Genomic DNA, 21329 nt, shown 5'->3' with positions numbered 1-21329 from the left:
AGTAGACTCGACCGTGCCCGAGGGTCGTCCCGGACGCCGGAACATCCGGCCGTTCATCCCCTCGGTTCCCCGCTGTACGCGTCCCATCCGTCCCCGACGTCCCGAGGTTCTCCACCGTGTCCCACGCCGGCCCGAACGCTGCCGCGTCCGCCCGGCCGTCGACCGGTGACCAGGGTGCCGCGCCCGAGGGGTCGAAGACGTGGCGCGACGTGGTCGCTGCGTATGTCGGACTGACCAAGCCGCGCGTGATCGAGCTGCTCCTCCTGACGACGGTCCCGGTGATGTTCTTCGCCGCGCGTGGCATCCCGCCGCTCGGCCTGGTCGCCGCCACCGTGGTCGGCGGGGCGCTGTCGGCGGGCTCCGCCTCGGCCTACAACTGCGTCTACGACCGCGACATCGACGAGCAGATGCGACGTACGCGGCGCCGGGCGCTGCCACGCCACATCGTCTCGCCGGTCTCCGCCCTCGTCTTCGCCACCGTGCTGGCCGTGCTGTCGACGGTGGTGCTGGCGCTGTGGGTCAACTGGCTCTCGGCCGCGCTGTCGGTGCTGGCCAACGCGTTCTACGTCATCGTCTACACGATCCTGCTCAAGCGCCGGACCACCCAGAACATCGTCTGGGGCGGGCTGGCCGGTTGCTTCCCGGCCCTCATCGGCTGGACCGCGGTGACCGGGGAGCTGGCCTGGACGCCCGTCGTGCTCTTCCTGGTGGTCTTCTTCTGGACCCCGCCGCACACGTGGGCGCTCGCGCTGCGCTACCGCGAGGACTACCGCAACGTCGACGTGCCGATGCTCCCGGTGGTGAAGCCGGCAGCCGAGGTGGGACGCCAGGTCGTGGTCTACAGCTGGGTCATGGTCGCGACCTCCCTCCTGCTGTGGCCGGTCGCCGGGACGAGCCTGGTCTACCCGGTCGCCGCCGGAGTACTGGGCGCCGTCTTCCTCGTCGAGGCCCACCGGATGTGGACGCGCGCCAAGAGCTCGGAGGCGCTGACCGACATCAACCCGATGCGGCTCTTCCACGCCTCCAACCTCTACCTCTCCCTCCTCTTCGTCGCCGTAGCACTGGACCCCCTCCTCGGCCGGTAGCGCAGCTCGCAGGTCCTGTCAGGAGACTTCGGCAACTCTGGGGTCCTTCTTGAGACAACGTTCCGTGTCCGCTGATGCGATCTCACGTTGACTTCTCCGCAGGGGGAGGCATCGGGTCACCCCCGCGGGAGCAGGGGGTAGTTCTGCATGTCTTCATCACGTGAGCGACGACACCGGACCGCTGGGGGCGCGTCCGGACTGGGGGTTCGTCGCCGTCCGATCCACCGCGGTGTCTCGAGGGTCGTCACCCTCGTCCTGGCCGTGGGCTTCGCCGTCGTCGGTGTTGCAGGCGCGGCCAGCGCGCACCACAACACGATCACCGGTTCCGTCGTCTGCAGGACCGGTGGCGGCTGGGCCGTCACCTGGACCGTGACGAACAGCGAGAGCCGCAAGGAGTGGATCACCTGGTCCAACCGAGCCGTGGTCCCGGTCGGCGCCGAGTTCACCTCGCGCCAGACCCGGTACTTCAACGAGACCATCACCGCACGGCCGACGTCCGACGTCGTCCTCACGCTGAAGGCGAAGTGGGACAACAACACGACCCAGACCAACTCCGGCAAGATCCGCGTCAGTGAGTTCTCCGAGGACTGCCACGTCACGACCGTCCAGCCGCCGACGATCCCCGTGACCGACGACTGCGGTCCGGGCAACGCGTCCTACGGCCAGGTCCCGTCCGGGCCCTGGACCTCGACCACCCACCCCGACGGCAGCGTCACGGTGACGGCCGACCCGGGCAACCAGTTCCCCGGCGGTCAGACGTCGATCACCTACCCGGCGCCGAGCGACAGCAACGTGCCCTGCCCGACGCCGCCGGTCGAGCCGCCGGTCGAGCCGCCGGTGGTCGCCCCGCCGGTGGTCCAGCCGCCCGTCGTCACCCCGCCGGAGGTGCTGCCCGCCGAGGCGCGCGCCGTGTCGGCCCGGGCCCGGAAGATCGACAAGTGCGGCACCCGCGGCGACGTCTACAAGGTCGTCAAGCGCTCGGGCGTCGTCTACACGTCGAAGGGCAAGACCCTCCGCCAGGGCGTGTGGCTGAAGGCTCGCGGCAAGCGGGTCACCGTCCGGGCCCACGCGGTGGACACGTCCTACCGCCTGCAGGGCAAGCACGTGTGGAAGATGTCGTTCCGCACCCGTCCGTGCGCCAGCGCTCCGGAGGTCGCACCCAGCACCGGGTCGCGATGACCCGCTCCCGCGCTGCGGGGATCGTCGCGGCGGTGGTGCTCGGCACCACCGCCGCGGCAGGTCAGGGTGCGGCCCATGCCGCTCCTGACCGGCTCACGATCGCGCGCACCTCCACCGACGCGGCCATCATCAAGGTGCCGGCTCGCAACGACACCCTGGCCGTCGGCAACCGGCTCCGCGGTGCCGTCTACACCTGGTCGCAGGGCGACCCGCCCTGCGACCCCACCGGCAGCACTGTCTACGCCGGTCACGCGTGGCGGGCAGGCAACGGCGTGGCCGACCGGTGGGGGTCGCTGCGCCGCGGCGACGTCATCAAGGTGGCGGGCTGCCGCTTCGAGGTCACCCGACGCGAGTTCTGGCCTGCCTCACGGCGGATGGGCTCGCTCTACTCCGTCGCCGGGCCGGCCCGGATCGTGCTCGTCGGGTGCAAGGCCGACGACTACTCCAAGCGCACGGTCGTCTTCGCCCGCAAGATCGGGCGGTCCTGACCTCCCAGCTTCACGACGGGGCGATGCGCGTGGCGGCGTGCGTCTGGCGTACGCCGTCCGCGCGGGCCTCGTCGGCGCCGCGGTGCGGCAGCACCGCGAGCGCGATGCGGGCCAGGCCGGCGGCCAGGAGCCCGGCGCCGAGCATGTGCAGGGCGACGAGGCCGACCGGCAGGTCGAGCCAGTACTGCACCCAGCCGAGCACGCCCTGGAGCACCTCGATGAGCAGCACCAGCGCGGTGACCCGGGCGAGCCACTGGTGCCCACCGCGCCGCGCGACCACCAGCAGGGCCACGGTCAGCGCGACGAGGACGTAGACGGAGATCGCGTGGGCCTGCGACACCGTCGCCGGGTCCAGGCCGTTGCGCGGCGAGTCGGTGTCACCGGCGTGCGGGCCGGCGCCGGTCACCACCGTGCCGAGGTAGAGGACGACCCAGCCGGCTGCGAAGGTCGCCCAGGCGAGTGCGCGCGGCAGCGACGGAGCGAGCCCGCGCGTGGGACTGCGGAGCTCGTCGAGCAGGGCGACGCAGACCATGATGATCGCCATCGACAGCAGGAAGTGGCCGGCGACGACCCAGGGGTTGAGGTCGGTCAGCACCGTGATGCCGCCGAGCACCGCCTGCAGGGGGATGCCCAGGCCGATCACGAGGGCGAGCCGGGTCGCGCGGCGGTGCCGCGCCCCGAGGGCAGCGAGGAAGCAGAGCACCGCGACGGCGGCCAGGACGAAGGTCAGCAGCCGGTTGCCGAACTCGATCGCACCGTGCATCCCGAGCTCGCCGTGGGCGACGTACGACGCGTCGGTGCAGCGTGGCCACGTCGGGCACCCGAGGCCCGACCCGGTCAACCGGACAGCAGCGCCGGTGACGACGATGCCGATGTTGGCGAGGAGGTTGGCCACCGCGAGCGGCCAGAGGAACCGCGCGAGGGAGTCGAGCAGGGTGCGTCCCATCATTCCCACCTGAAGGTCCGGGCCGTGAGCACCGCGCCGAGCAGCGCCCAGGCCGCCAGCACGAGCAGCGATCGGCTGTCGATGTCGGAGTGCACGAGCGCAGCGCGCATCGCCTCGCCCAGGGCGCCTGACGGCAGCCACTGGATCAGCCCGCCGGCGGCGCCGTAGGCGCTGGTCGGGAGCACCACGCCGCCGCCTGCCATCAGGAGCAGGTAGACGAGGTTGGCGAGCGCGAGCGTCGCCTCGGCACGCAGCGCGCCGGCGACGAGGAGGCCCAGGGAGCCGAACGCGGCGGTTCCCAGGGCGACCGTGAGCACCAGTCCGACCACGGCGGTCGGCGGATGCGCGAGCGAAGGCTCCCACCCGAGGGCCAGGGCGACGGCGACCAGCACGACGAGCTGCAGGGCGACGACGTTGAGCAGGGCCAGCACCTTGCCGAGCAGGAGGCCGTGGCGGGGCAGGGGAGAGGATCCCAGCAGCTTGATCACGCCGTAGCGGCGCTCGAAGCCGGTGGCGATGGCCACGGAGGTGAATGCCGTCGACATGATGGCGAGGGCGAGCACCCCCGGGGTGAGGAGGTCGACGGGCGCGTGGCCCTCGAAGGTGCTCCCGAGGCGGCCGGCCGCGGCGACACCGCCCACGAGCACGATCACCGGGATCACGATCGCGAGCAGGAGCTGCTCTCCGTTGCGCAGCATCAGCCGCGCCTCCATGCGCGCCTGCGCGCGCACCATCCGCCCGAGCCCGGCGCTGCCGGGCGCCGGGGTGAAGGTGCCGGTCGGGTGGACGGTCACGTCGCCAGCTCCCGTCCGGTGAGCTCGAGGAAGACGTCCTCGAGCGTGCGCTGGCCCAGGGTCAGCGTCTGGGGCAGCACGCCGTGCTCCTCGCACCACCTCGAGACCCGGCCGAGGGTGGAGGCGTCGGCCGGGCCGTGGATGAGCATGCTGACCTCGTCGAGCTGCCGCACCTCGGTGAGCGGACCCAGCTCGGCGCGCAGCGACTCGGGCGCACCGTCGGGGAACGGTCGGTTCACGACCAGCCGGATGGTCGCCGAGCGGCCCCCGCGGGTCAGCTCGGCAGGCGTCCCGGAGGCGATGAGCGTGCCGCGGTCGATGATGTGGATCAGGTCGGCCAGGTGCTCGGCCTCGTCCATGTGGTGGGTCGTCAGCACGACGGTCACGCCGTCGCGGCGGACCTCCTCGAGCATCTCCCAGGTCGTGCGACGCGCCTGCGGGTCCATGCCGGCGGTCGGCTCGTCGACGAAGACCAGCTCGGGGCGCCCCACGAGGGCGATCGCGAGCCCGAGGCGCTGCTTCTGGCCGCCGGACAGCCGGCGGTAGGGGGTGCGGCCGCACTCGGCCAGGCCCAGCCGGTCGACGAGCATCTCAGTGTCGAGCGGGTGGGCGTGGAGCGACGCCATGTGCTCCAGCATCTCCACGGCGCGTACGCCGCTCCAGGCGCCGCCGCTCTGCAGCATGACGCCGATCCGGGGGAGCAGCTCGGCCCGGTCGCGCTGGGGGTCGAGGTCCAGCACCCGCACGGTGCCCCGCTGCGGCACCCGGTAGCCCTCGCAGGTCTCGAGCGTCGTGGTCTTGCCGGCGCCGTTGGGGCCGAGCACGGCGGTGATCGATCCCCGCGCGACCTCCAGCGACAACCCGTCGACGGCCACCTTGTCGCCGTACGCCATCACCAGGCCGTCGACGACGACGGCGGGGGAGGCAGGTGGCACGTCCTGATTCTAGGTGCGGCTTAATGAGGAGCGGCTGTCGGTCCCCGCAGCTAGCGTGGTCGCCATGACGCGCTCCTTCGCGATCGAGGCCGAGGGCCTCGTCAAGCACTTCGGTGACACCGTGGCCGTCGACGGGGTCTCCTTCGTCGTGCCCGAGGGCTCGGTGCTCGGACTCCTCGGCCCCAACGGCGCCGGCAAGACGACCACCGTGCGGATGATGACCACGCTGACCCGTCCCACGGCGGGCACCGGGCGGGTGGCCGGCCACGACATCCTGGGCGACCCGGCGGCCGTGCGGCGCAGCATGGGCCTCACCGGGCAGGCCGCGACCGTCGACGAGCTCCTGACCGGCCGGGAGAACCTGCGCCTCATCGGCAGCCTCTACGGCCTCGACCCCGCCTACATCCGGCGTGCGAGCGACGAGCTGCTCGAGCGCTTCTCGCTCGCCGACGCGGGCGACCGCACGGCCAAGACCTACTCCGGCGGCATGCGGCGCCGCCTCGACCTGGCGGTCAGCCTCATCGCCACCCCGCCGGTCCTCTTCCTCGACGAGCCGACCACGGGCCTCGACCCGCGCTCGCGCGTGGAGCTGTGGGAGGTGCTGCGCGAGCTCGTCGCCGACGGGACCACCCTGCTGCTGACGACGCAGTACCTCGAGGAGGCAGACCAGCTCGCCGACAACATCGTGGTGATCGACCGGGGCACGGTCATCGCCGAGGGCACCCCCTTGCAGCTCAAGGACCAGTCCGGCGCGGCCGCGCTCGTCGTGACCGTCTCCCGTCCCGAAGACCTCGAGATCGCCGAGCAGATGCTCAGGGACCACGTCGCCGAGGTGCACGCCGACCGTGGCGCCCGCCAGCTCACCGCCCCGGCCGAGGGGCTCGGCCACATGACCCGGATCGCCGGCCTCTTCGCCGAGAGCCGGATCGAGCTCGACGACATCGGGCTCAAGCGCCCGAGCCTCGACGACGTGTTCCTGCACCTGACCGGTCATCGCGCCGAGGACGACCTCGCCGACGACCAGACCGAGGAGGCATCGTGAACGACCAGACAGGCACCACCACCCGGTCCGGGCAGATCAGCAGGCCCGACATCCGGCAGACCGGGCTGCTGAGGCAGTCCTTCGCCATCGCCCGGCGCAACTTCATCCACATCAAGCGGATGCCCGAGATGCTGATGGACGTCACCATCCAGCCGGTGATGTTCGTGCTGCTGTTCGCCTTCGTCTTCGGCAGCTCGATCGCCATCCCGATCGAGGGCGGCTACAAGGCGTTCCTGCTCGCGGGGATCATGGCGCAGACCGTCGCCTTCTCGTCCTTCATCGTGGCCGTCGGGCTGACCGCCGACCTCGAGAAGGGGATCGTCGACCGGATGCGCTCGCTGCCGATCAATCCTGCAGCAGTCCTCGTGGGGCGCTCGTTCTCGAGCGTGGCGCACTCGTCGATCGGGCTGGTGGTGATGTCGCTGACGGGTCTCACCATCGGCTGGGCCATCCACACCGACGTCTTCCGGGCGGCCCTCGGCTACCTGCTCCTCGTGGGCTGGGCCTTCGCGATGATCTGGGTCGGCATCTGGGTCGGCTCGGCCATGCGCTCGGTCGAGGCCGTGAACGGCGTCATGTTCGCCACGATCTTCCCGATCACCTTCCTGGCCAACACCTTCGCGCCGACCGACTCGATGCCCGACTGGCTGCGCACGATCGCGGAGTGGAACCCCATCTCGGCGCTCACCCAGGCCGTGCGCGAGCTCTGGGGCAACGACATGCCCCTCCACGCCGACGCCGAGCTCCCACTGCAGTACCCGATCGTCTTCACGATCGGCTGGATCGTCGTGATCACGGCCGTCGTCGCTCCGCTCGCGATCCGCACCTTCCGGGCGCGCACCGCCGACTGACCGGAAACGGTAGTTAGGTGAGCCTTGCTTGAAGGGCGGGAAGCAATAACGACACACTGGCGTTGTGGAATTCGTGAGGACGTCGACGGCACAGCGTGAGGGCGATGCGCCCACGCGCGACCGCGTGGCCCGCACGATCCTCGAGAACGGCCCCTCGACGGCCGCCGACCTGGCCCTGAGGCTCGACCTCACCCCCGCCGCCGTACGCCGCCACCTCGACCACCTGGTCGACGAGGGCGTCGTGGAGTCGCGCGACCAGAAGGTCTACGGCACCCGCGGTCGCGGTCGGCCCGCAAAGGTCTTCGCGCTCACCGAGGCCGGGCGTGACAGCTTCGACCAGCAGTACGACGACCTCGCCGTGCAGGCCATGCGTTTCCTGGCCGAGACGCAGGGTGAGGACGCCGTGGTCGAGTTCGCGCGGCGCCGGGTGGCCTTCGTCGAGCGCGACTACGCGGCCGTCATGGCCACCGACCCCGACCTGACGCCCGCCGAGGCGCTGGCCCGGGTGTTCACGCAGAACGGCTACGCCGCGTCCGTGCGTGACCTCCCTGCAGCCAACGGGCAGAGCGTGGGGGAGCAGCTGTGCCAGCAGCACTGTCCGGTCTCCCACGTCGCCCACGAGTTCCCGCAGCTCTGCGAGGCCGAGACCGAGGCGATCGCCTCGGTGCTCGGCACCCACGTCCAGCGGTTGGCGACCATCGCCCACGGCGACGGCGTGTGCACCACGTGCATCCCCCAGACCCCGAAGATCAGCGAGAAGGAGAAGGCATGACCTCCATCGAAGAACTCAACCCGGAGCTCAAGGGCATCGGCAAGTACGAGTTCGGCTGGTCCGACTCCGACACCGCGGGTGCTACTGCCACGCGTGGGCTCAACGAGGACGTCGTGCGCGACATCTCCTCGAAGAAGTCCGAGCCGCAGTGGATGCTCGACCTGCGCCTGAAGGGCCTCAAGCTCTTCCACCGCAAGCCGATGCCGACGTGGGGCTCCGACCTCTCGACGATCGACTTCGACAACATCAAGTACTTCGTGCGCTCCTCGGAGAAGCAGGCCACCTCGTGGGAGGACCTGCCCGAGGACATCAAGAACACCTACGACAAGCTCGGCATCCCCGAGGCGGAGAAGCAGCGCCTCGTGGCCGGCGTCGCCGCGCAGTACGAGTCCGAGGTCGTCTACCACTCGATCCGCGAGGACCTCGAGGAGAAGGGCGTCATCTTCGTCGACACCGACACGGCGCTGAAGGAGCACGAGGACCTCTTCAAGGAGTACTTCGGCACCGTCATCCCCGTCGGTGACAACAAGTTCTCCGCGCTCAACACCTCGGTGTGGTCGGGTGGCTCGTTCATCTACGTCCCGAAGGGCGTCCACGTCGACATCCCGCTCCAGGCCTACTTCCGGATCAACACCGAGAACATGGGCCAGTTCGAGCGGACGCTGATCATCGCCGACGAGGACTCCTACGTGCACTACGTCGAGGGCTGCACCGCTCCGATCTACTCCTCGGACTCCCTGCACTCGGCCGTCGTCGAGATCGTCGTCAAGAAGGGCGCCCGCGTCCGCTACACGACCATCCAGAACTGGTCCAACAACGTCTACAACCTCGTCACCAAGCGCGCGACCTGCGAGGCCGGCGCGACGATGGAGTGGGTCGACGGCAACATCGGCTCCAAGGTCACCATGAAGTACCCCGCCGTCTACCTGATGGGCGAGCACGCCAAGGGCGAGACCCTCTCCATCGCGTTCGCCGGCGAGGGCCAGCACCAGGACGCCGGCGCCAAGATGGTGCACGCGGCGCCGCACACCTCGAGCTCGATCCTGAGCAAGTCGGTGGCGCGCGGCGGCGGTCGTACGTCGTACCGCGGCCTGATCCAGGTCAACGAGGGCGCGCACGGCTCGAAGTCCAACGTGCTGTGCGACGCGCTGCTGGTCGACCAGATCAGCCGCAGCGACACCTACCCCTACGTCGACATCCGCGAGGACGACGTGTCCATGGGCCACGAGGCGAGCGTCTCGAAGGTCTCCGACGACCAGCTCTTCTACCTCATGTCGCGAGGCATGGAGGAGGACGAGGCGATGGCGATGATCGTGCGCGGCTTCGTCGAGCCGATCGCCAAGGAGCTGCCGATGGAGTACGCCCTCGAGCTCAACCGACTCATCGAGCTGCAGATGGAGGGCGCGGTCGGCTGACCGCCCCACCCGACGCCGTACGCCCGAGGAACGAAGAAAGTAGAGCTTTGACCGTCACCACTGATTCCGTCCGCTCCGCGCTGGAGCAGGGACCCGAGCACGGCAAGGTGGAGAGCCACCTCCACCCGGCCGGCTCGTTCGACGTCGCCGACCACGAGGTCCCGACCGGCCGCGAGGAGATCTGGCGCTTCACGCCGCTCAAGCGGCTCAAGGGCCTGCACGCCGACGCCGAGTTCATGCCCTCGGCGACCTCCTGCACCTGGAACACCCCCGAGGGCGTCCGCATCGAGGGCGTGTCGGGCGACGAGGCGCGCGCGCTGCGCGGCATCTCCGGCCTCGTGCCCAACACGCGCTGGGCCGCACGGGTGCTGGCCGAGGTGCCCTCGAGCCTGCTGATCGACGTGCCGGCCGACACCGAGGTCGCCGAACCGATCGTCGTCGACCTCGACGGCGAGGACGTGACGGTGACCGAGGCGGGGCACGTCGCCCTGCGCTTCGGCGCGCACAGCAAGGCCATCGTCGTCCTCAACCACACCGGCTCCTCCACGATCGCCGCGGTCGTCGAGGTCGCCGTGGGTGCCGGCGCCGACGTCACGGTCGTCTCGATCCAGGACTGGGCCGACGACGCCGTCCACCTGTCCCACCACCAGGCCCTCGTGGGTCGCGACGCGAGCTACAAGCACGCCGCGATCTCCTTCGGCGGCGACGTGGTCCGGATGGACGCCAACGTCACCTACGACGGTCCCGGCGGCTCCGCCGAGCTGCTCGGCCTCTACTTCGCCGACGCCGGCCAGCACATCGAGCACCGGATCTTCGCCGACCACACCGCTCCCCGCACCAAGTCCCACGCGGTCTACAAGGGCGCGCTGCAGGGCGAGAAGGCGCACACCGTGTGGGTCGGCAACGTGCTGATCCGCAAGGTGGCGGAGGGCATCGAGACCTACGAGGAGAACCGCAACCTCGTCCTCACCGACGGCTGCCAGGCCGACTCGATCCCCAACCTCGAGATCGAGACCGGCGAGATCGAGGGTGCCGGTCACGCCTCGACCACCGCGCGGTTCGACGACGAGCAGCTGTTCTACCTCCAGTCGCGCGGCGTCTCCGAGCAGGAGGCCCAGCGCCTGGTCGTGCACGGCTTCTTCAACGACCTCATCCGCAAGGTCGGCGTGCCCTCCATCGAGGACCGGTTGCTGACCACCGTGGAGGCCGAGCTCGCCAAGAACGTCCTCAAGGACGTCGGCTCGCTCGCCGCCTTCGGGTCGGAGAGCTGATGGCGTTCGAGCGCGCCTGCGCACTCGACGAGGTCCGGGCCGACCAGGGCCTCGCGGTGACGCTGGGTCGCCACGAGATCGTCGTCGCCCGCGACGGCGACGAGGTCTTCGCGCTGCAGAACGAGTGCAGCCACGCCGCGGTCGCCCTCAGCGAGGGCGAGGTCGCCGACTGCCAGATCGAGTGCTGGCTGCACGGGTCGATGTTCGACCTGCGCACCGGCAAGCCCACCAACCTCCCGGCGACCGAGCCGGTCGCCACCTTCCCGATCGACGTACGCGCCAACCCCGACGGCACCAGCGACGTGTACGTCGACACCGAGACCACCCTGAACGGAGTCACCCCCGCATGAGCAAGCTCGTCATCACCGACCTGCACGTCACCGTCGACACCGAGGACGGCCCCAAGGAGATCCTCAAGGGCGTCACCCTCACCATCAAGGAGGGCGAGACCCACGCGATCATGGGGCCCAACGGCTCCGGCAAGTCGACGCTGGCCTACTCCATCGCCGGCCACCCGAAGTACACGATCACCGGCGGCTCGGTGACCCTCGACGGCCAGGACGTGCTGTCCCTCTCGGTCGACGAGCGCGCCCGCGCCGGGATGTTCCTCGCGATGCAGTACCCCGTCGAGGTCCCCGGCGTCTCGGTGTCCAACTTCCTCCGCACCGCCAAGACCGCGGTCGACGGCGAGGCCCCCAAGCTGCGCACGTGGGTGAAGGACGTCAACGGCGCGCTGGAGCGGCTCAACCTCGACCCGTCCTTCGGCACCCGGAGCGTCAACGAGGGCTTCTCCGGTGGCGAGAAGAAGCGCCACGAGATCGCGCAGCTCGAGCTGCTCGACCCCAAGGTCGCGGTGCTCGACGAGACCGACTCCGGTCTCGACATCGACGCGCTGAAGATCGTGGCCGAGGGCGTCAACCGTTTCCGCGAGCGCGAGGGCAAGGGTGTCCTGCTCATCACCCACTACACCCGCATCCTGCGCTACATCGAGCCCGACTACGTCCACGTCTTCGTCGACGGCAAGGTCGCCGAGTCCGGCGGCAAGGAGCTCGCCGACGCGCTTGAGGCCGAGGGCTACGACAAGTACCTGTCGGCGGCGCGATAAGCGGCACTGGCCTGCGTTGTCGTCGCTCGACGACCCGCTCCGCTCAAAGGTCGCCTTCGCTCCTCCGCCTTGACCAGCACCACTTCTCACACCGCCGAAACGAGGTAACGCAATGGAAGGACTGCTTCCGGATCTCGACGTGATCCGCAAGGACTTCCCGATCCTCGAGCGCACGCTCGCGGGCGGAGTGCCGCTGGTCTACCTCGACAGCGCCAACACCTCGCAGAAGCCGCAGGTCGTCATCGACACGATGGTCGACCACCTCGAGCGGCACAACGCCAACATCGCCCGCGCCATGCACCAGCTCGGCGCGGAGTCGACGGAGGCCTACGAGGGGGCGCGGGACCAGGTCGCGACGTTCCTCAATGCCCCGTCGCGCAACGAGGTGATCTTCACCAAGAACGCGACCGAGGCGCTCAACCTGCTGGCTCGCACGATCGAGCTCGGTCCCGGCGACAACGTCGTCATCACCGAGATGGAGCACCACTCCAACATCGTGTCGTGGCAGCTCGCCTGCGAGCGCTCGGGCGCCGAGCTGCGGTGGTTCGGGCTGACCGACGACGGCCGGCTCGACCTGAGCAACGCCGACCAGCTGGTCGACGAGCACACCAAGGTCGTCGCCTTCACCTGGGTGTCCAACATGCTCGGCACGATCAACCCGGTCACGGACCTCGTGGCCCGGGCGAAGTCGGTCGGCGCCGTCTCGGTCGTCGACGCGTCGCAGGCCGCGCCGCAGCTCCCGGTCGACGTACAGGCGACGGGGTGCGACTTCCTCGTCTTCACCGGCCACAAGGTGACCGGGCCGACGGGGATCGGCGTGCTGTGGGGGCGTGAGGAGCTCCTCAACGAGCTGCCGCCCTTCCACGGTGGCGGCGAGATGATCGAGACCGTCACCATGGCGCGCTCGACCTACGCCCGGGCGCCGCACCGCTTCGAGGCCGGCACCCCGCCGATCGTCGAGGCCGTCGGGCTCGGTGCCGCGGTCGACTACCTCCGCCACATCGGGCTCGACGCGATCCACCGCCACGAGCAGGCGATCACGGCGTACGCCCTCGAGGGCCTGCAGTCGGTGCCTGGCCTCACCGTCCTCGGCCCCCTCGACGCGGCCGACCGCGGAGGGGCGATCTCCTTCGAGCTCGCCGGCGTCCACCCGCACGACATCGCGCAGGTCCTCGACTCGCGCGGCGTCGCCGTGCGGGCCGGACACCACTGCGCGAAGCCGGCTCACGCGCGCTTCGGCGTGCAGAGCTCGACCCGGATGTCGTCCTACCTCTACACGACGCCGGCCGAGATCGACGCGCTGGTCGAGGCGCTCCACCACACCCGCAGCTACTTCAAGGTGGGATGAACATGAGTGCCGAGCTCGACAGCCTCTACCAGGAGATCATCCTGGACCACTACAAGAACCCGCACCACAAGGGCCTCCGCGACCCCTTCGAGTCCGAGGTCCACCACGTCAACCCGACCTGCGGCGACGAGGTCACCCTGCGGGTGCACCTCGCCGACGGTGTCGTGCAGGACGTGTCGTACGACAGCGTCGGCTGCTCGATCTCGCAGGCGTCGGCGTCGGTGCTGACCGACCTCGTCATCGGCAAGCCGGTCGACGAGGCGATGTCGATCCACGGGACCTTCCTCGAGCTCATGCAGGGCAAGGGGCAGGTCGAGCCCGACGAGAACGTCCTCGAGGACGGCATCGCGTTCGCCGGTGTCGCCAAGTTCCCCGCGCGCGTGAAGTGCGCGCTGCTCTCCTGGATGGCGTGGAAGGACGCGACCACCCAGGCCCAATCAGAAGGAGTCACCTCATGACCGACCCCCAGGGCATCGACCACGGCGACCTCCCCGACGTGCCCGAGGCCGGACAGGGCGGCGGCACCTCGACGGTGACCGCCGACGACGTGACCGAGGCGATGAAGGACGTCGTCGACCCCGAGCTCGGGATCAACGTCGTCGACCTCGGCCTCGTCTACGGCGTGCACCTCGACGAGCACAGCAACGCCGTCCTCGACATGACCCTCACCTCGGCGGCCTGCCCGCTCACCGACGTGATCACCGACCAGACCGAGTCGGCCCTCGAGGGCCTCGTCGGCGACGTCGCGATCAACTGGGTCTGGATGCCGCCGTGGGGTCCGGACAAGATCACCGACGACGGTCGCGAGCAGCTGCGGGCACTCGGCTTCAACGTCTGAGGTCGTCCTGCTCGTCCGGTAACTGGTCCGAAACAGCACTCCCGCCCCCATCAGTGGGGGCGGGAGTGCTTTCGTCGACCCGTTACCCGAGGCGGCGCGCCTCGGGCGACCGGCGGGCTCAGTCGCCGGCCCTCGCCCGCACCTTGGTCACCCAGTAGTCGGTGGTCGGGGTCGCCGGGGTCGTGAACCGCGCGTTGGGCAGGTAGAGGTGCGCGCCGAACCTCGCCACCGTCGTCGGCACGTCGAACGACGCCCCGGGGGGCAGGTCCTCCTGGACGATGGTCCGCACGAGCCGGCCGCTCAGCCCGGTGCGGGAGAGGCGCAGGACGGCGATCTCGTTGAGGGAATTGCGTACGACGTAGAGCGTGCGCCCGTGCCGCAGCATCCCGTCGCCCCGGGTGAGGGAAGCGCCGCCGAGGTCGACCTCGGTCGCCTCGCCGGTGGCCGGGTCGACGCGGTAGAGCAGCCCGCTGGTCGTGTTGACGACGAGCAGGGCGTCACCGGTCGGGGTGGTGCTGATGCCGTTGGCGCTGAGCCCGGCGGACTGCACCCACTCGCCGGTCAGCGGCACGGCGGTCGCGGTCGCGCCCGGTTCCCCGTCCGGACCGCGGTCCACGCGGTAGAGCTGGGGCCGGTTCGAGTCGGTGAACCACGCGGCGCCCTTGGTCAGCACGACGTCGTTGACGAAGCTCGGCGCAGCGGCGAGCTGGTAGGTCCGCTCCACCGTGCCGGTCCCCGTGTCGACGATCCGAGCCGTCCCTGAGGTGCCGCCGGCAATATAGAGACGCACGTCGCGGTCGGACTTCATCCCCAGCGACGGCGTGCCGGGCCCCTCGCTGATGACGCTGCCCTCGCCCGTGCGCAGCGACACCTCGTAGATGTCGCCGTCGGCGCGCGAGCCAAACCACGCCGTGGGGCCCGGGCCGAGGGCGATGCCCTCGGGCTGGAAGCCGTCGGGGAGCTCGATGCGGGCCGGGAACGGGCGGTCCGGGGGACCGACAGCAGCGGTGGTGGGTGACGCGCCAGGCAACAGCGTCACGGCGAGGGCGGCGACGGCGAGCGAGACGGTGGTGCGGCGCATGAGACCTCCGAGTGGGTGGGACCTTCGACCGTAGCCCGGGGTCTGCCCGCGGACCAGTGGGTCGACTCGGGCCACGCGCCGATAATCCGTGGCGGCGGTGCGCCGACAGGCGCACACTCCATCCGTGCTCAACCCCCACCCGACGCGTTACGCCGAGCTCAACGGCGTGCTCCACGACCTCGTCACCGGCGCCCAGGAGGCGCTCGGGCCGTCGTTCGTCGGCGCCTACCTGCAGGGGTCGTTCGCGTTGGGTGCGGGCGACCTGCACAGCGACTGCGACTTCCTCTTGGTGGTGCGTGAGCGGCCGGACGCCGGGCAGGAGGCCGCTCTCCGTCGTCTCCACGCCGACCTGCCCCATCGCGACGGCTTCTGGTTCGGCCACCTCGAGGGCTCGTACGCGGTCTCCGAGGACCTGAGGTCGGTGGCGGGGCTGGGCAGGGAGTGGCTCCACGTCGACCACGGCTCGGACGTCATGTCGTGGTCGGAGCACTGCAACCAGCCCTGGACGCGCTGGATCCTGCGCGAGCACGGCATCACCCTGGTCGGCCCGTGCCCGGTGCGGCTGATGGACCCGGTCCCCGCCGACGTGCTGCGCGACAGCGCGCGGGCGGGCCTGGCTACGCTGACCGACGACGTGCTGGGCTGGTGCCCGCCGACCGTCGCGTGGTGCCAGCGCTACCTCGTCGTGCAGGCCAGCCGCAGCCTCTACACCATCCGCACAGGGGAGGTCGCCAGCAAGCGCGACGCGCTGCGCTGGGCGATGGTGCACGGCGACCCCGCGTGGCGCCCGTTGCTCCAGCAGGTGCTCGCCGACCGCGACCTCGGTCTCGATCCGCAGGCGCCGCCGCGTCCCGGTGCGATGGAGGCCGCGCGGGACTACGCGGCGTACGTCGCCGCCGTGGCCTGACTGGCTACCCTTCGGACATGGATCCCGAGGTCGAGCCCAGCAATGTCGAGCTGTCCGAGATCGACTTCGACCACGAGGAGCTGCGGGTCTTCTGGGACCTCGCCCGCTTCCACGCCAAGCTCAACGCGGCGCCGACCTACTTCGGGCCGACGACGCTGGAGTCGGTGCCGCCTCCGGCCTGGGCGTACGGCGACTCGGCGGAGGAGTCCGACGCCTACGTCGAGACCGTGCTGGCCGAGGAGCGGGGGAGCACGACCGCAGCGGTGGCCGACTACGCCGGCGACCTGCCCCAAGCCGGCGTGCTGTCCATCCTGTGCGACGGCGCGGGCCGACCGCGTGCGCTGATCGAGGTCAGCGACGTGACCGTCACCGGTGACGACGTGACCGAGTCGTTCGAGGTCGTCTACCAGCCCTGAGGCGCACGGCTGCGTGTGGGAGAGTCCTCGCATGGCTGAGCGGATGACCTACCTCCTCGTCGACGGGGAGAACATCGACGCCACCCTGGGCACCTCGATCCTGGGTCGGCGTCCGCGTCCGGAGGAACGTCCGCGCTGGGACCGGCTCCTGGAGTGGGCCGAGCGGTCCTTCGACCAGGACGTCACCGGCCTCTTCTTCCTCGCCGCCACCACCGAGCTGCCGATCAGCTTCGTGCAGGCGCTCCTGGCGATCGGCTTCAAGCCGATCCCGCTGAGCGGTGAGGGCAAGGTCGTCGACATCGCCATCCAGCGCACCGCCGAGGCGCTCGTCCACCGTGAGGCCGACGTCGTGCTGGTCAGCCACGACGGCGACTTCGTCGACCAGGTGTCCGCGCTCTGCGACGGCAGCCGACAGGTCGGTGTCATCGGCTTCACGGAGTTCGTCAACTCCCAGTTCCGCAATCTCCCCGGCCTGCGGATCTTCGACCTCGAGTACGACCTCGGCGCCTTCAACACCCCGTTGCCGCGCACCCGGGTCATCCCGATCGACGAGTTCGACCCGCTCGACTTCCTCTGAGGACGGTCGTGCCCTCCGTCCTGGTCCCGCCCACGCGCTGGGAGCGGTGGGTCGCGAACTTCGCGACCGGCCACGGTGGCGCGGTGCTGTCAGCCTCCGGTGGTGCGCTGTGCGGGGAGGCCGCAGACGGGTCCCACTTCACCGCGCGGCTGCCGTTCGCGACGACGTACGACGGTCCTGCCGAGGCCGGCGACTTCGCCTCAGCCGCCCGGGCGCCGGGGGAGTGGGGCGTGCTGCTCGTGCGCAAGGGCGGCTTCGCCGTCGCCCGGTTGAGCGGCGCCACGCTCGTCGAGCACAAGATCGGCCAGCGCCACGTGCAGGGCCGCACCAAGGCCGGCGGCCAGAGCCAGCAGCGCTTCGCCCGCCGGCGCGACAACCAGGCACGGCAGGCCTACGAGGCGGCCGCCGACCACGCCGCCCGGATCCTCGGCGGAGCCCGGCTCGTGGTGGCCGGCGGGGACCACCCCGCGGTCGATGCCGTTCTCGACGACCCCCGCCTGTCGTCGCTCACGGTGGTCGGTCCCTGGCTGCCGGTGCCTGATCCGAAGCGGGCGGTCCTCGACCAGGCCGTCGCAGACGCGCAGGCGGTCGCCGTGGACGTCGTCAACGCCTGAGCTCGGTACTGCCCTCGCCTGCTCCCGGTGGTCGTGTGCCGGAACGATGGGCGCCAATTGCGGACTCGCGGGCGTTGACGGTGACGCCAGAAACTGCGATAATCGAACAAGAGTTCGATACGAACAAGGGGGCAACCATGGTGACGCAGGCGGCTGACACGCCCTGTCATCCGGGAGAAGTCCATGCCCTCGCAGACCTGCTCGCGGACCTGGTCCCGGGCGCGCTTCCGGTCGATCACCTCGACCAGCTCGAAGCGCTCGAGCGGATCAAGTCCGCAGCGGCAGCCGCCCAGGTCGTCGTGGCCGCCACCTTCGCCGATGCTGCCGACAGCGAGGACGTCCCCGCGTCCGGTCGGCGTACGCCCCCGCGGGCGATGTCGGTCGGCGCCGAGGTGGCGCTCGCGACCCTGGCCAGTCCCTACGGCGGTGAGCAGCGGGTGCTGCTGTCCCGCCGCCTGCGTGACCACCTGCCGCTGACTCTGGCCGCGCTGGCTCGCGGAGAGCTGACCGAGGACCGGGCGTTCGCTGTCGCGCGCGAGGTCGCCCACCTCACGCCCGAACAACGGAGCCGGGTCGATGAAGACCTGGCGCCTCGGCTGGCCGGTCTCGGCGACGTCCGTCTCCGCGACGCCGTGCGGCGCTCGTGCCTCACCCACGCCGCAGAGTCCGAGACCCGCCGTTGTCGGCGGGCACGCGCCGACCGCGGCGTCACCAGTCGCGCCCTCGACGACGGCACCGGTCGACTCACGGCCATCCTGCCGCTCGAGGACCTGGCTGCAGTCCGTGGCGCGCTCGACGCCGAGGTGGCCGCCGCCCGCGCCGCCGGTGACTCGCGCACCGCGGGACAGGTTCGCGCCGACACCCTGGCCGCGCGGATCACCGGACTCGACCCCGCCGCCGACACCCCGCCCGTCAAGGTCAACCTCGTCATCGGCGTTGAGTCATTGTTCGGCGACGGCACCGAGCCCGGCCAGATCCTGGGCGCCGGACACCTCCCCGCCGCCCTGTGCACCGACCTCGTCCGCCGCGCCAGCCACGCCGCGAAGGCCACCCTCCGGCGGCTCTTCGTCACCCCGGCCGACCGGGCGCTCGTCGCGATGGAGTCCACGAGCCGACGCTTCGACGGGCTCCTCGCCGAGTTCCTCGACCTCCGCGACGGCGGCACCTGCCGCACCACCGGTTGCAACGCCGCCATCCGCCACCACGACCACGTCACCCCCGCCGCAGACGACGGCCGCACCGAGGCCAGCAACGGCCAAGGCCTCTGCGAACGCTGCAACTACGTCAAGGAGTCACCCGGGTGGGCCTCCTGGGTCGCCGATCCGGGAGACACCAGCCCCCACGAGGTCCACGGCGTCACCGAGCACCTCCGCCTCTTCAGGTCGACAGCACCACCGGCGCCAGGAGGACCGGCGGGCACCATCGAGTACTCGCCCCTCGAGCTGCGTGTCGCAAGCAGCTTCACCCTGATTTCCTAGCTGGCGCACTTCAAGCGATGTTGGCACCCGAACGTACGGATCTGGCACCCCTCTGTGTCAAGACGCAGCAGGGAGTGGAGTTCTAGGCTGGGTTCTGGCGGGTCCGGGAAGTGGCTTGTCCGAAGAGTTGGTGTGGGGCTGTGAGCCGGCCGCGCTGGAGTCAGAGTCGTCGCCCCGTTGCCCTCCCGGGCCCGTCCTCTTCGTCGCCGCGGTGGTGCGGACAGCGTCGTTGAGCATGGTCTGGAAGACGATGTCGGACAGTCGACGCTTCACGCACCGCATGGCTTCCATGGGCGCTTTCCCGTCAGCCTTCTTGCGGTCGTAGTAGGCCCGCCCTCGGTGGGATTGCGCAGCTGCACGCGGGCCATCGTGTGCAGGACCCGGTTGATCTGCCGGTTGCCCTTGCGCGACAGCCGGTGCCGGGTCTGGTCACCGGAAGAGGCATCGATGGGTGCGGTGCCGTTCCAGGACGCGAAGTGGGCCTTGTTCGGGAACCGGGTGATGTCGCCGACCTCGACCAGCAACCGAGCGGCACCGGTGGGCCCGATGCCGTGCAGGTCCAACAGCGTGGTTCCGGTGTCCTTCACGAGCTCGGTGAGCTCCCTGTTCGCTTCCTTCTTCCGGGCGTAGATCCGCTCGAGGTCCGCGACGAGCTCAGCGGCCACCCGGCGGCGGGTCTTGCCGACCACATCTCGCGGCCGGATCTTGGCCAGCAGCGCCTTGGCCTGAGCCGCGGACAGGTCGCGCTTCGCGCCACCGGGGATCAGCTCGAGCAGCAGCTGGTGCAGCTGGGAGGTCTTGCGGGTGTGCTCCTCACCGAGCGAGCGACGCCGATCGACCAGTAGTCGCAGCACGGCGAGCTGCTCGTCGTTGACGACCGGACGCAGGCCGGCCATCCGGGTCCCGACGAGTGCGACGGAGTGGGCGTCAGTGGCGTCGGTCTTGCGTCCCTGACCGGTCGAGAACACCCGGGCTCGCGCCGACAGCTTCGGTGGCACGTCGACGACCTCTTCGCCGGCGGCGAGCAGCCGGACCGCGACGTGATGGCCGATCCCCGAGCATCCCTCGATCGCCCAGACCCGGTGCGGGAACTGGCTGACATAGCGCCTCATCGCGGCGAACCCGGCCTCGTCGGTGGCATAGCGACCGCCACCGCGGACGGTCTCGTCGGCTGTCATCACCTCGATGGTCACCGACCGCTTGTGTGGGTCCATCCCGATCACCACACGACTGCTCTCGTCGTTCATCTGCTCCTCCGATACTCGGTCCAGTCACTGGTTGTCGAGCCGGGAGGGCAACGCTGCTTCGAGCTGGGCAATCCCCTCTTGAGCCTCTCCATGGCCCTCGCGACGCCCGGGTCACGCAGGCCAAATGAGAGCCACACGACCAGCGTGGGCAGCCGAAATGAGAGCGACGACCCGGGCGCCTGGACCGAGCCTCGCCAGACCCGGTCCTGGGGTCAATGGAACAAGCAGCCGATGTGCGTGCATCCGCCGTCGAGACCGGCCTTAGCCTCTGGGCATGGGGAGTCAGTTCGAAGATGAAGTGCTGGAGGGTGACGGCTTCCGCCTCAGCCCTCTGGACTCCGGTGACATTGAGGACGTCACCCACGCATGTCGCGACGAGACCACTCAGTGGTGGCTACCACTGCCAAAGCCTTACACCGCCGACGCAGCGCGCGCATTCATCGAGGACATCGCACCCGAGATGCACACGAGCGGCGCAGGTCTTGTGCGACGGATCGAGATTGCTGGGAGGCTCTGCGGAGTCATCGACTTGAAGAAGACCGACTGGCTTGCGCGCCAGACCGAGATTGGCTACTGGGTCGCGCCTTGGGCGCGAGGACACGGCCTGGCGGGTAAGGCGTCGAGGGTTCTGGCCGACTGGGCGCTGTCTGATCAGAACATGGCGCGCGTCGTGATCCACTGTGCGACCGGCAACAAGGCTTCGCAGAAGGCAGCACTGTCGGCCGGGTTCATTCACGAAGGAGTCGCGCGGTCAGGCGGATTCGTCCACTCCGGAAGAGTCGACCTCGCCGTCTTCAGCAAGATCTCGTCGGACCTGGACCCTGCGTAAGCCGCGTAGAGCCGCGCGAGCGATCATCCGCCCATGCTTGTTATGCACGTGATCCTTCAGGACATTTCGACCAGCCGTTGTGGCTGCCCGTCGACGGAGCTGGAGGCCCCG

24 protein-coding genes are annotated in these 21329 nt (G+C 70.2%); 19 read left to right on the top strand and 5 right to left on the bottom strand.

The genetic code is table 11. The features are described from left to right. The first annotated feature begins 116 nt into the window (after positions 1-116). From Q1B24_RS03455 to Q1B24_RS03445, 3 genes are all read left to right on the top strand, one after another. Complete coding sequence (locus Q1B24_RS03455; protein WP_299923248.1) at positions 117-1085, top strand: heme o synthase; 969 nt, start codon at positions 117-119, stop codon at positions 1083-1085. Positions 1086-1346: 261 nt separating this feature from the next. Continuing rightward, positions 1347-2264, top strand: a complete 918-nt coding sequence (locus Q1B24_RS03450; protein ID WP_299923246.1) for a hypothetical protein — start codon at positions 1347-1349, stop codon at positions 2262-2264. After that, positions 2261-2752, top strand: a complete 492-nt coding sequence (locus Q1B24_RS03445; RefSeq protein ID WP_299923245.1) for a class F sortase — start codon at positions 2261-2263, stop codon at positions 2750-2752. Before Q1B24_RS03450 ends, Q1B24_RS03445 begins: the two co-directional genes overlap by 4 nt. A gap of 10 nt (positions 2753-2762) precedes the next feature. Here the strand turns inward: Q1B24_RS03445 and Q1B24_RS03440 are convergent, their stop codons facing one another. Genes Q1B24_RS03440 through Q1B24_RS03430 form a run of 3 tightly spaced genes read right to left on the bottom strand, consistent with a single transcriptional unit; the run spans position 2763 to position 5427 of the window. Then, positions 2763-3698, bottom strand: coding sequence for a COX15/CtaA family protein (locus Q1B24_RS03440; protein ID WP_299923243.1), 936 nt, complete (start codon positions 3696-3698; stop codon positions 2763-2765). Beyond that, positions 3698-4492: an ABC transporter permease gene (locus Q1B24_RS03435; protein WP_299923241.1), complete on the bottom strand. Its 795-nt coding sequence runs from the start codon at positions 4490-4492 to the stop codon at positions 3698-3700. The genes Q1B24_RS03440 and Q1B24_RS03435 overlap by 1 nt, the downstream gene beginning before the upstream one ends. After that, the gene (locus Q1B24_RS03430; protein ID WP_366916416.1) at positions 4489-5427 is read right to left on the bottom strand and encodes an ABC transporter ATP-binding protein; all 939 of its coding nucleotides are present in this window, start codon (positions 5425-5427) and stop codon (positions 4489-4491) included. The genes Q1B24_RS03435 and Q1B24_RS03430 overlap by 4 nt, the downstream gene beginning before the upstream one ends. A 64-nt stretch (positions 5428-5491) precedes the next feature. Between Q1B24_RS03430 and Q1B24_RS03425 the strand changes: the two genes are divergently transcribed. The 10 genes from Q1B24_RS03425 (at position 5492) to Q1B24_RS03380 (ending at position 14069) form a co-directional block, all read left to right on the top strand. After that, a complete protein-coding gene (locus Q1B24_RS03425; RefSeq protein WP_299923239.1) occupies positions 5492-6469 on the top strand; it encodes an ATP-binding cassette domain-containing protein in 978 nt (325 codons plus the stop codon). Further along, positions 6466-7320: an ABC transporter permease gene (locus Q1B24_RS03420; protein ID WP_299923237.1), complete on the top strand. Its 855-nt coding sequence runs from the start codon at positions 6466-6468 to the stop codon at positions 7318-7320. Before Q1B24_RS03425 ends, Q1B24_RS03420 begins: the two co-directional genes overlap by 4 nt. Before the next feature lie 64 nt (positions 7321-7384). After that, entirely contained in the window at positions 7385-8092 is a 708-nt protein-coding gene (locus tag Q1B24_RS03415) for a metalloregulator ArsR/SmtB family transcription factor (protein ID WP_299923235.1), read from the top strand. After that, on the top strand, positions 8089-9507 hold the full coding sequence (sufB, locus tag Q1B24_RS03410; protein ID WP_299923233.1) for a Fe-S cluster assembly protein SufB: 1419 nt from the start codon (positions 8089-8091) through the stop codon (positions 9505-9507). The genes Q1B24_RS03415 and sufB overlap by 4 nt, the downstream gene beginning before the upstream one ends. Positions 9508-9554: 47 nt before the next feature. Further along, entirely contained in the window at positions 9555-10778 is a 1224-nt protein-coding gene (gene sufD / locus Q1B24_RS03405) for a Fe-S cluster assembly protein SufD (protein ID WP_299923232.1), read from the top strand. Further along, complete coding sequence (locus Q1B24_RS03400) at positions 10778-11128, top strand: non-heme iron oxygenase ferredoxin subunit (RefSeq protein ID WP_299923231.1); 351 nt, start codon at positions 10778-10780, stop codon at positions 11126-11128. Before sufD ends, Q1B24_RS03400 begins: the two co-directional genes overlap by 1 nt. After that, a complete protein-coding gene (gene sufC, locus Q1B24_RS03395) occupies positions 11125-11883 on the top strand; it encodes a Fe-S cluster assembly ATPase SufC (RefSeq protein WP_299923230.1) in 759 nt (252 codons plus the stop codon). The genes Q1B24_RS03400 and sufC overlap by 4 nt, the downstream gene beginning before the upstream one ends. Positions 11884-12004: 121 nt before the next feature. After that, positions 12005-13231, top strand: a complete 1227-nt coding sequence (locus Q1B24_RS03390) for a cysteine desulfurase (RefSeq protein WP_299925048.1) — start codon at positions 12005-12007, stop codon at positions 13229-13231. 2 nt (positions 13232-13233) lie between these two features. Further along, positions 13234-13689, top strand: a complete 456-nt coding sequence (sufU, locus tag Q1B24_RS03385; RefSeq protein ID WP_299923228.1) for a Fe-S cluster assembly sulfur transfer protein SufU — start codon at positions 13234-13236, stop codon at positions 13687-13689. Further along, positions 13686-14069 carry a metal-sulfur cluster assembly factor gene (locus Q1B24_RS03380; RefSeq protein ID WP_299923225.1) on the top strand — a complete coding sequence of 128 codons (384 nt, stop codon included), beginning with the start codon at positions 13686-13688 and terminating at the stop codon, positions 14067-14069. The genes sufU and Q1B24_RS03380 overlap by 4 nt, the downstream gene beginning before the upstream one ends. Positions 14070-14187: 118 nt before the next feature. Here the strand turns inward: Q1B24_RS03380 and Q1B24_RS03375 are convergent, their stop codons facing one another. Continuing rightward, positions 14188-15150: a superoxide dismutase gene (locus Q1B24_RS03375; RefSeq protein ID WP_299923223.1), complete on the bottom strand. Its 963-nt coding sequence runs from the start codon at positions 15148-15150 to the stop codon at positions 14188-14190. Between the two features lie 124 nt (positions 15151-15274). Between Q1B24_RS03375 and Q1B24_RS03370 the strand changes: the two genes are divergently transcribed. From Q1B24_RS03370 to Q1B24_RS03350, 5 genes are all read left to right on the top strand, one after another. Then, a complete protein-coding gene (locus tag Q1B24_RS03370) occupies positions 15275-16057 on the top strand; it encodes an aminoglycoside adenylyltransferase domain-containing protein (RefSeq protein WP_299923221.1) in 783 nt (260 codons plus the stop codon). A 17-nt stretch (positions 16058-16074) separates the two neighbouring features. Continuing rightward, a complete protein-coding gene (locus tag Q1B24_RS03365; RefSeq protein WP_299923219.1) occupies positions 16075-16473 on the top strand; it encodes a hypothetical protein in 399 nt (132 codons plus the stop codon). A 31-nt stretch (positions 16474-16504) separates the two neighbouring features. Further along, on the top strand, positions 16505-17050 hold the full coding sequence (locus tag Q1B24_RS03360; RefSeq protein WP_299923217.1) for an NYN domain-containing protein: 546 nt from the start codon (positions 16505-16507) through the stop codon (positions 17048-17050). An 8-nt stretch (positions 17051-17058) separates the two neighbouring features. After that, entirely contained in the window at positions 17059-17664 is a 606-nt protein-coding gene (locus Q1B24_RS03355; RefSeq protein WP_299923215.1) for an acVLRF1 family peptidyl-tRNA hydrolase, read from the top strand. A gap of 137 nt (positions 17665-17801) precedes the next feature. Continuing rightward, positions 17802-19142 (top strand): DUF222 domain-containing protein, encoded by a 1341-nt coding sequence (locus Q1B24_RS03350; protein ID WP_299923213.1) that lies wholly within the window; start codon positions 17802-17804, stop codon positions 19140-19142. A gap of 269 nt (positions 19143-19411) precedes the next feature. On the opposite strand, the gene Q1B24_RS03345 is transcribed toward Q1B24_RS03350, so the two are convergent. Beyond that, positions 19412-20389 (bottom strand): IS110 family transposase, encoded by a 978-nt coding sequence (locus tag Q1B24_RS03345; protein WP_299923211.1) that lies wholly within the window; start codon positions 20387-20389, stop codon positions 19412-19414. 274 nt (positions 20390-20663) lie between these two features. Here Q1B24_RS03345 and Q1B24_RS03340 point away from each other — a divergent pair, with 274 nt between their 5' ends. After that, a complete protein-coding gene (locus Q1B24_RS03340) occupies positions 20664-21218 on the top strand; it encodes a GNAT family N-acetyltransferase (RefSeq protein ID WP_299923210.1) in 555 nt (184 codons plus the stop codon). Positions 21219-21329: the final 111 nt, after the last annotated feature.

The sequence above is a fragment of the uncultured Nocardioides sp. genome (assembly GCF_947488025.1).
In the GTDB taxonomy this organism is placed as follows: Bacteria; Actinomycetota; Actinomycetes; order Propionibacteriales; family Nocardioidaceae; genus Nocardioides.
The sequence above is the reverse complement of the archived record's forward strand: the minus strand, read 5'-3'. Positions and strand labels throughout refer to the sequence as shown.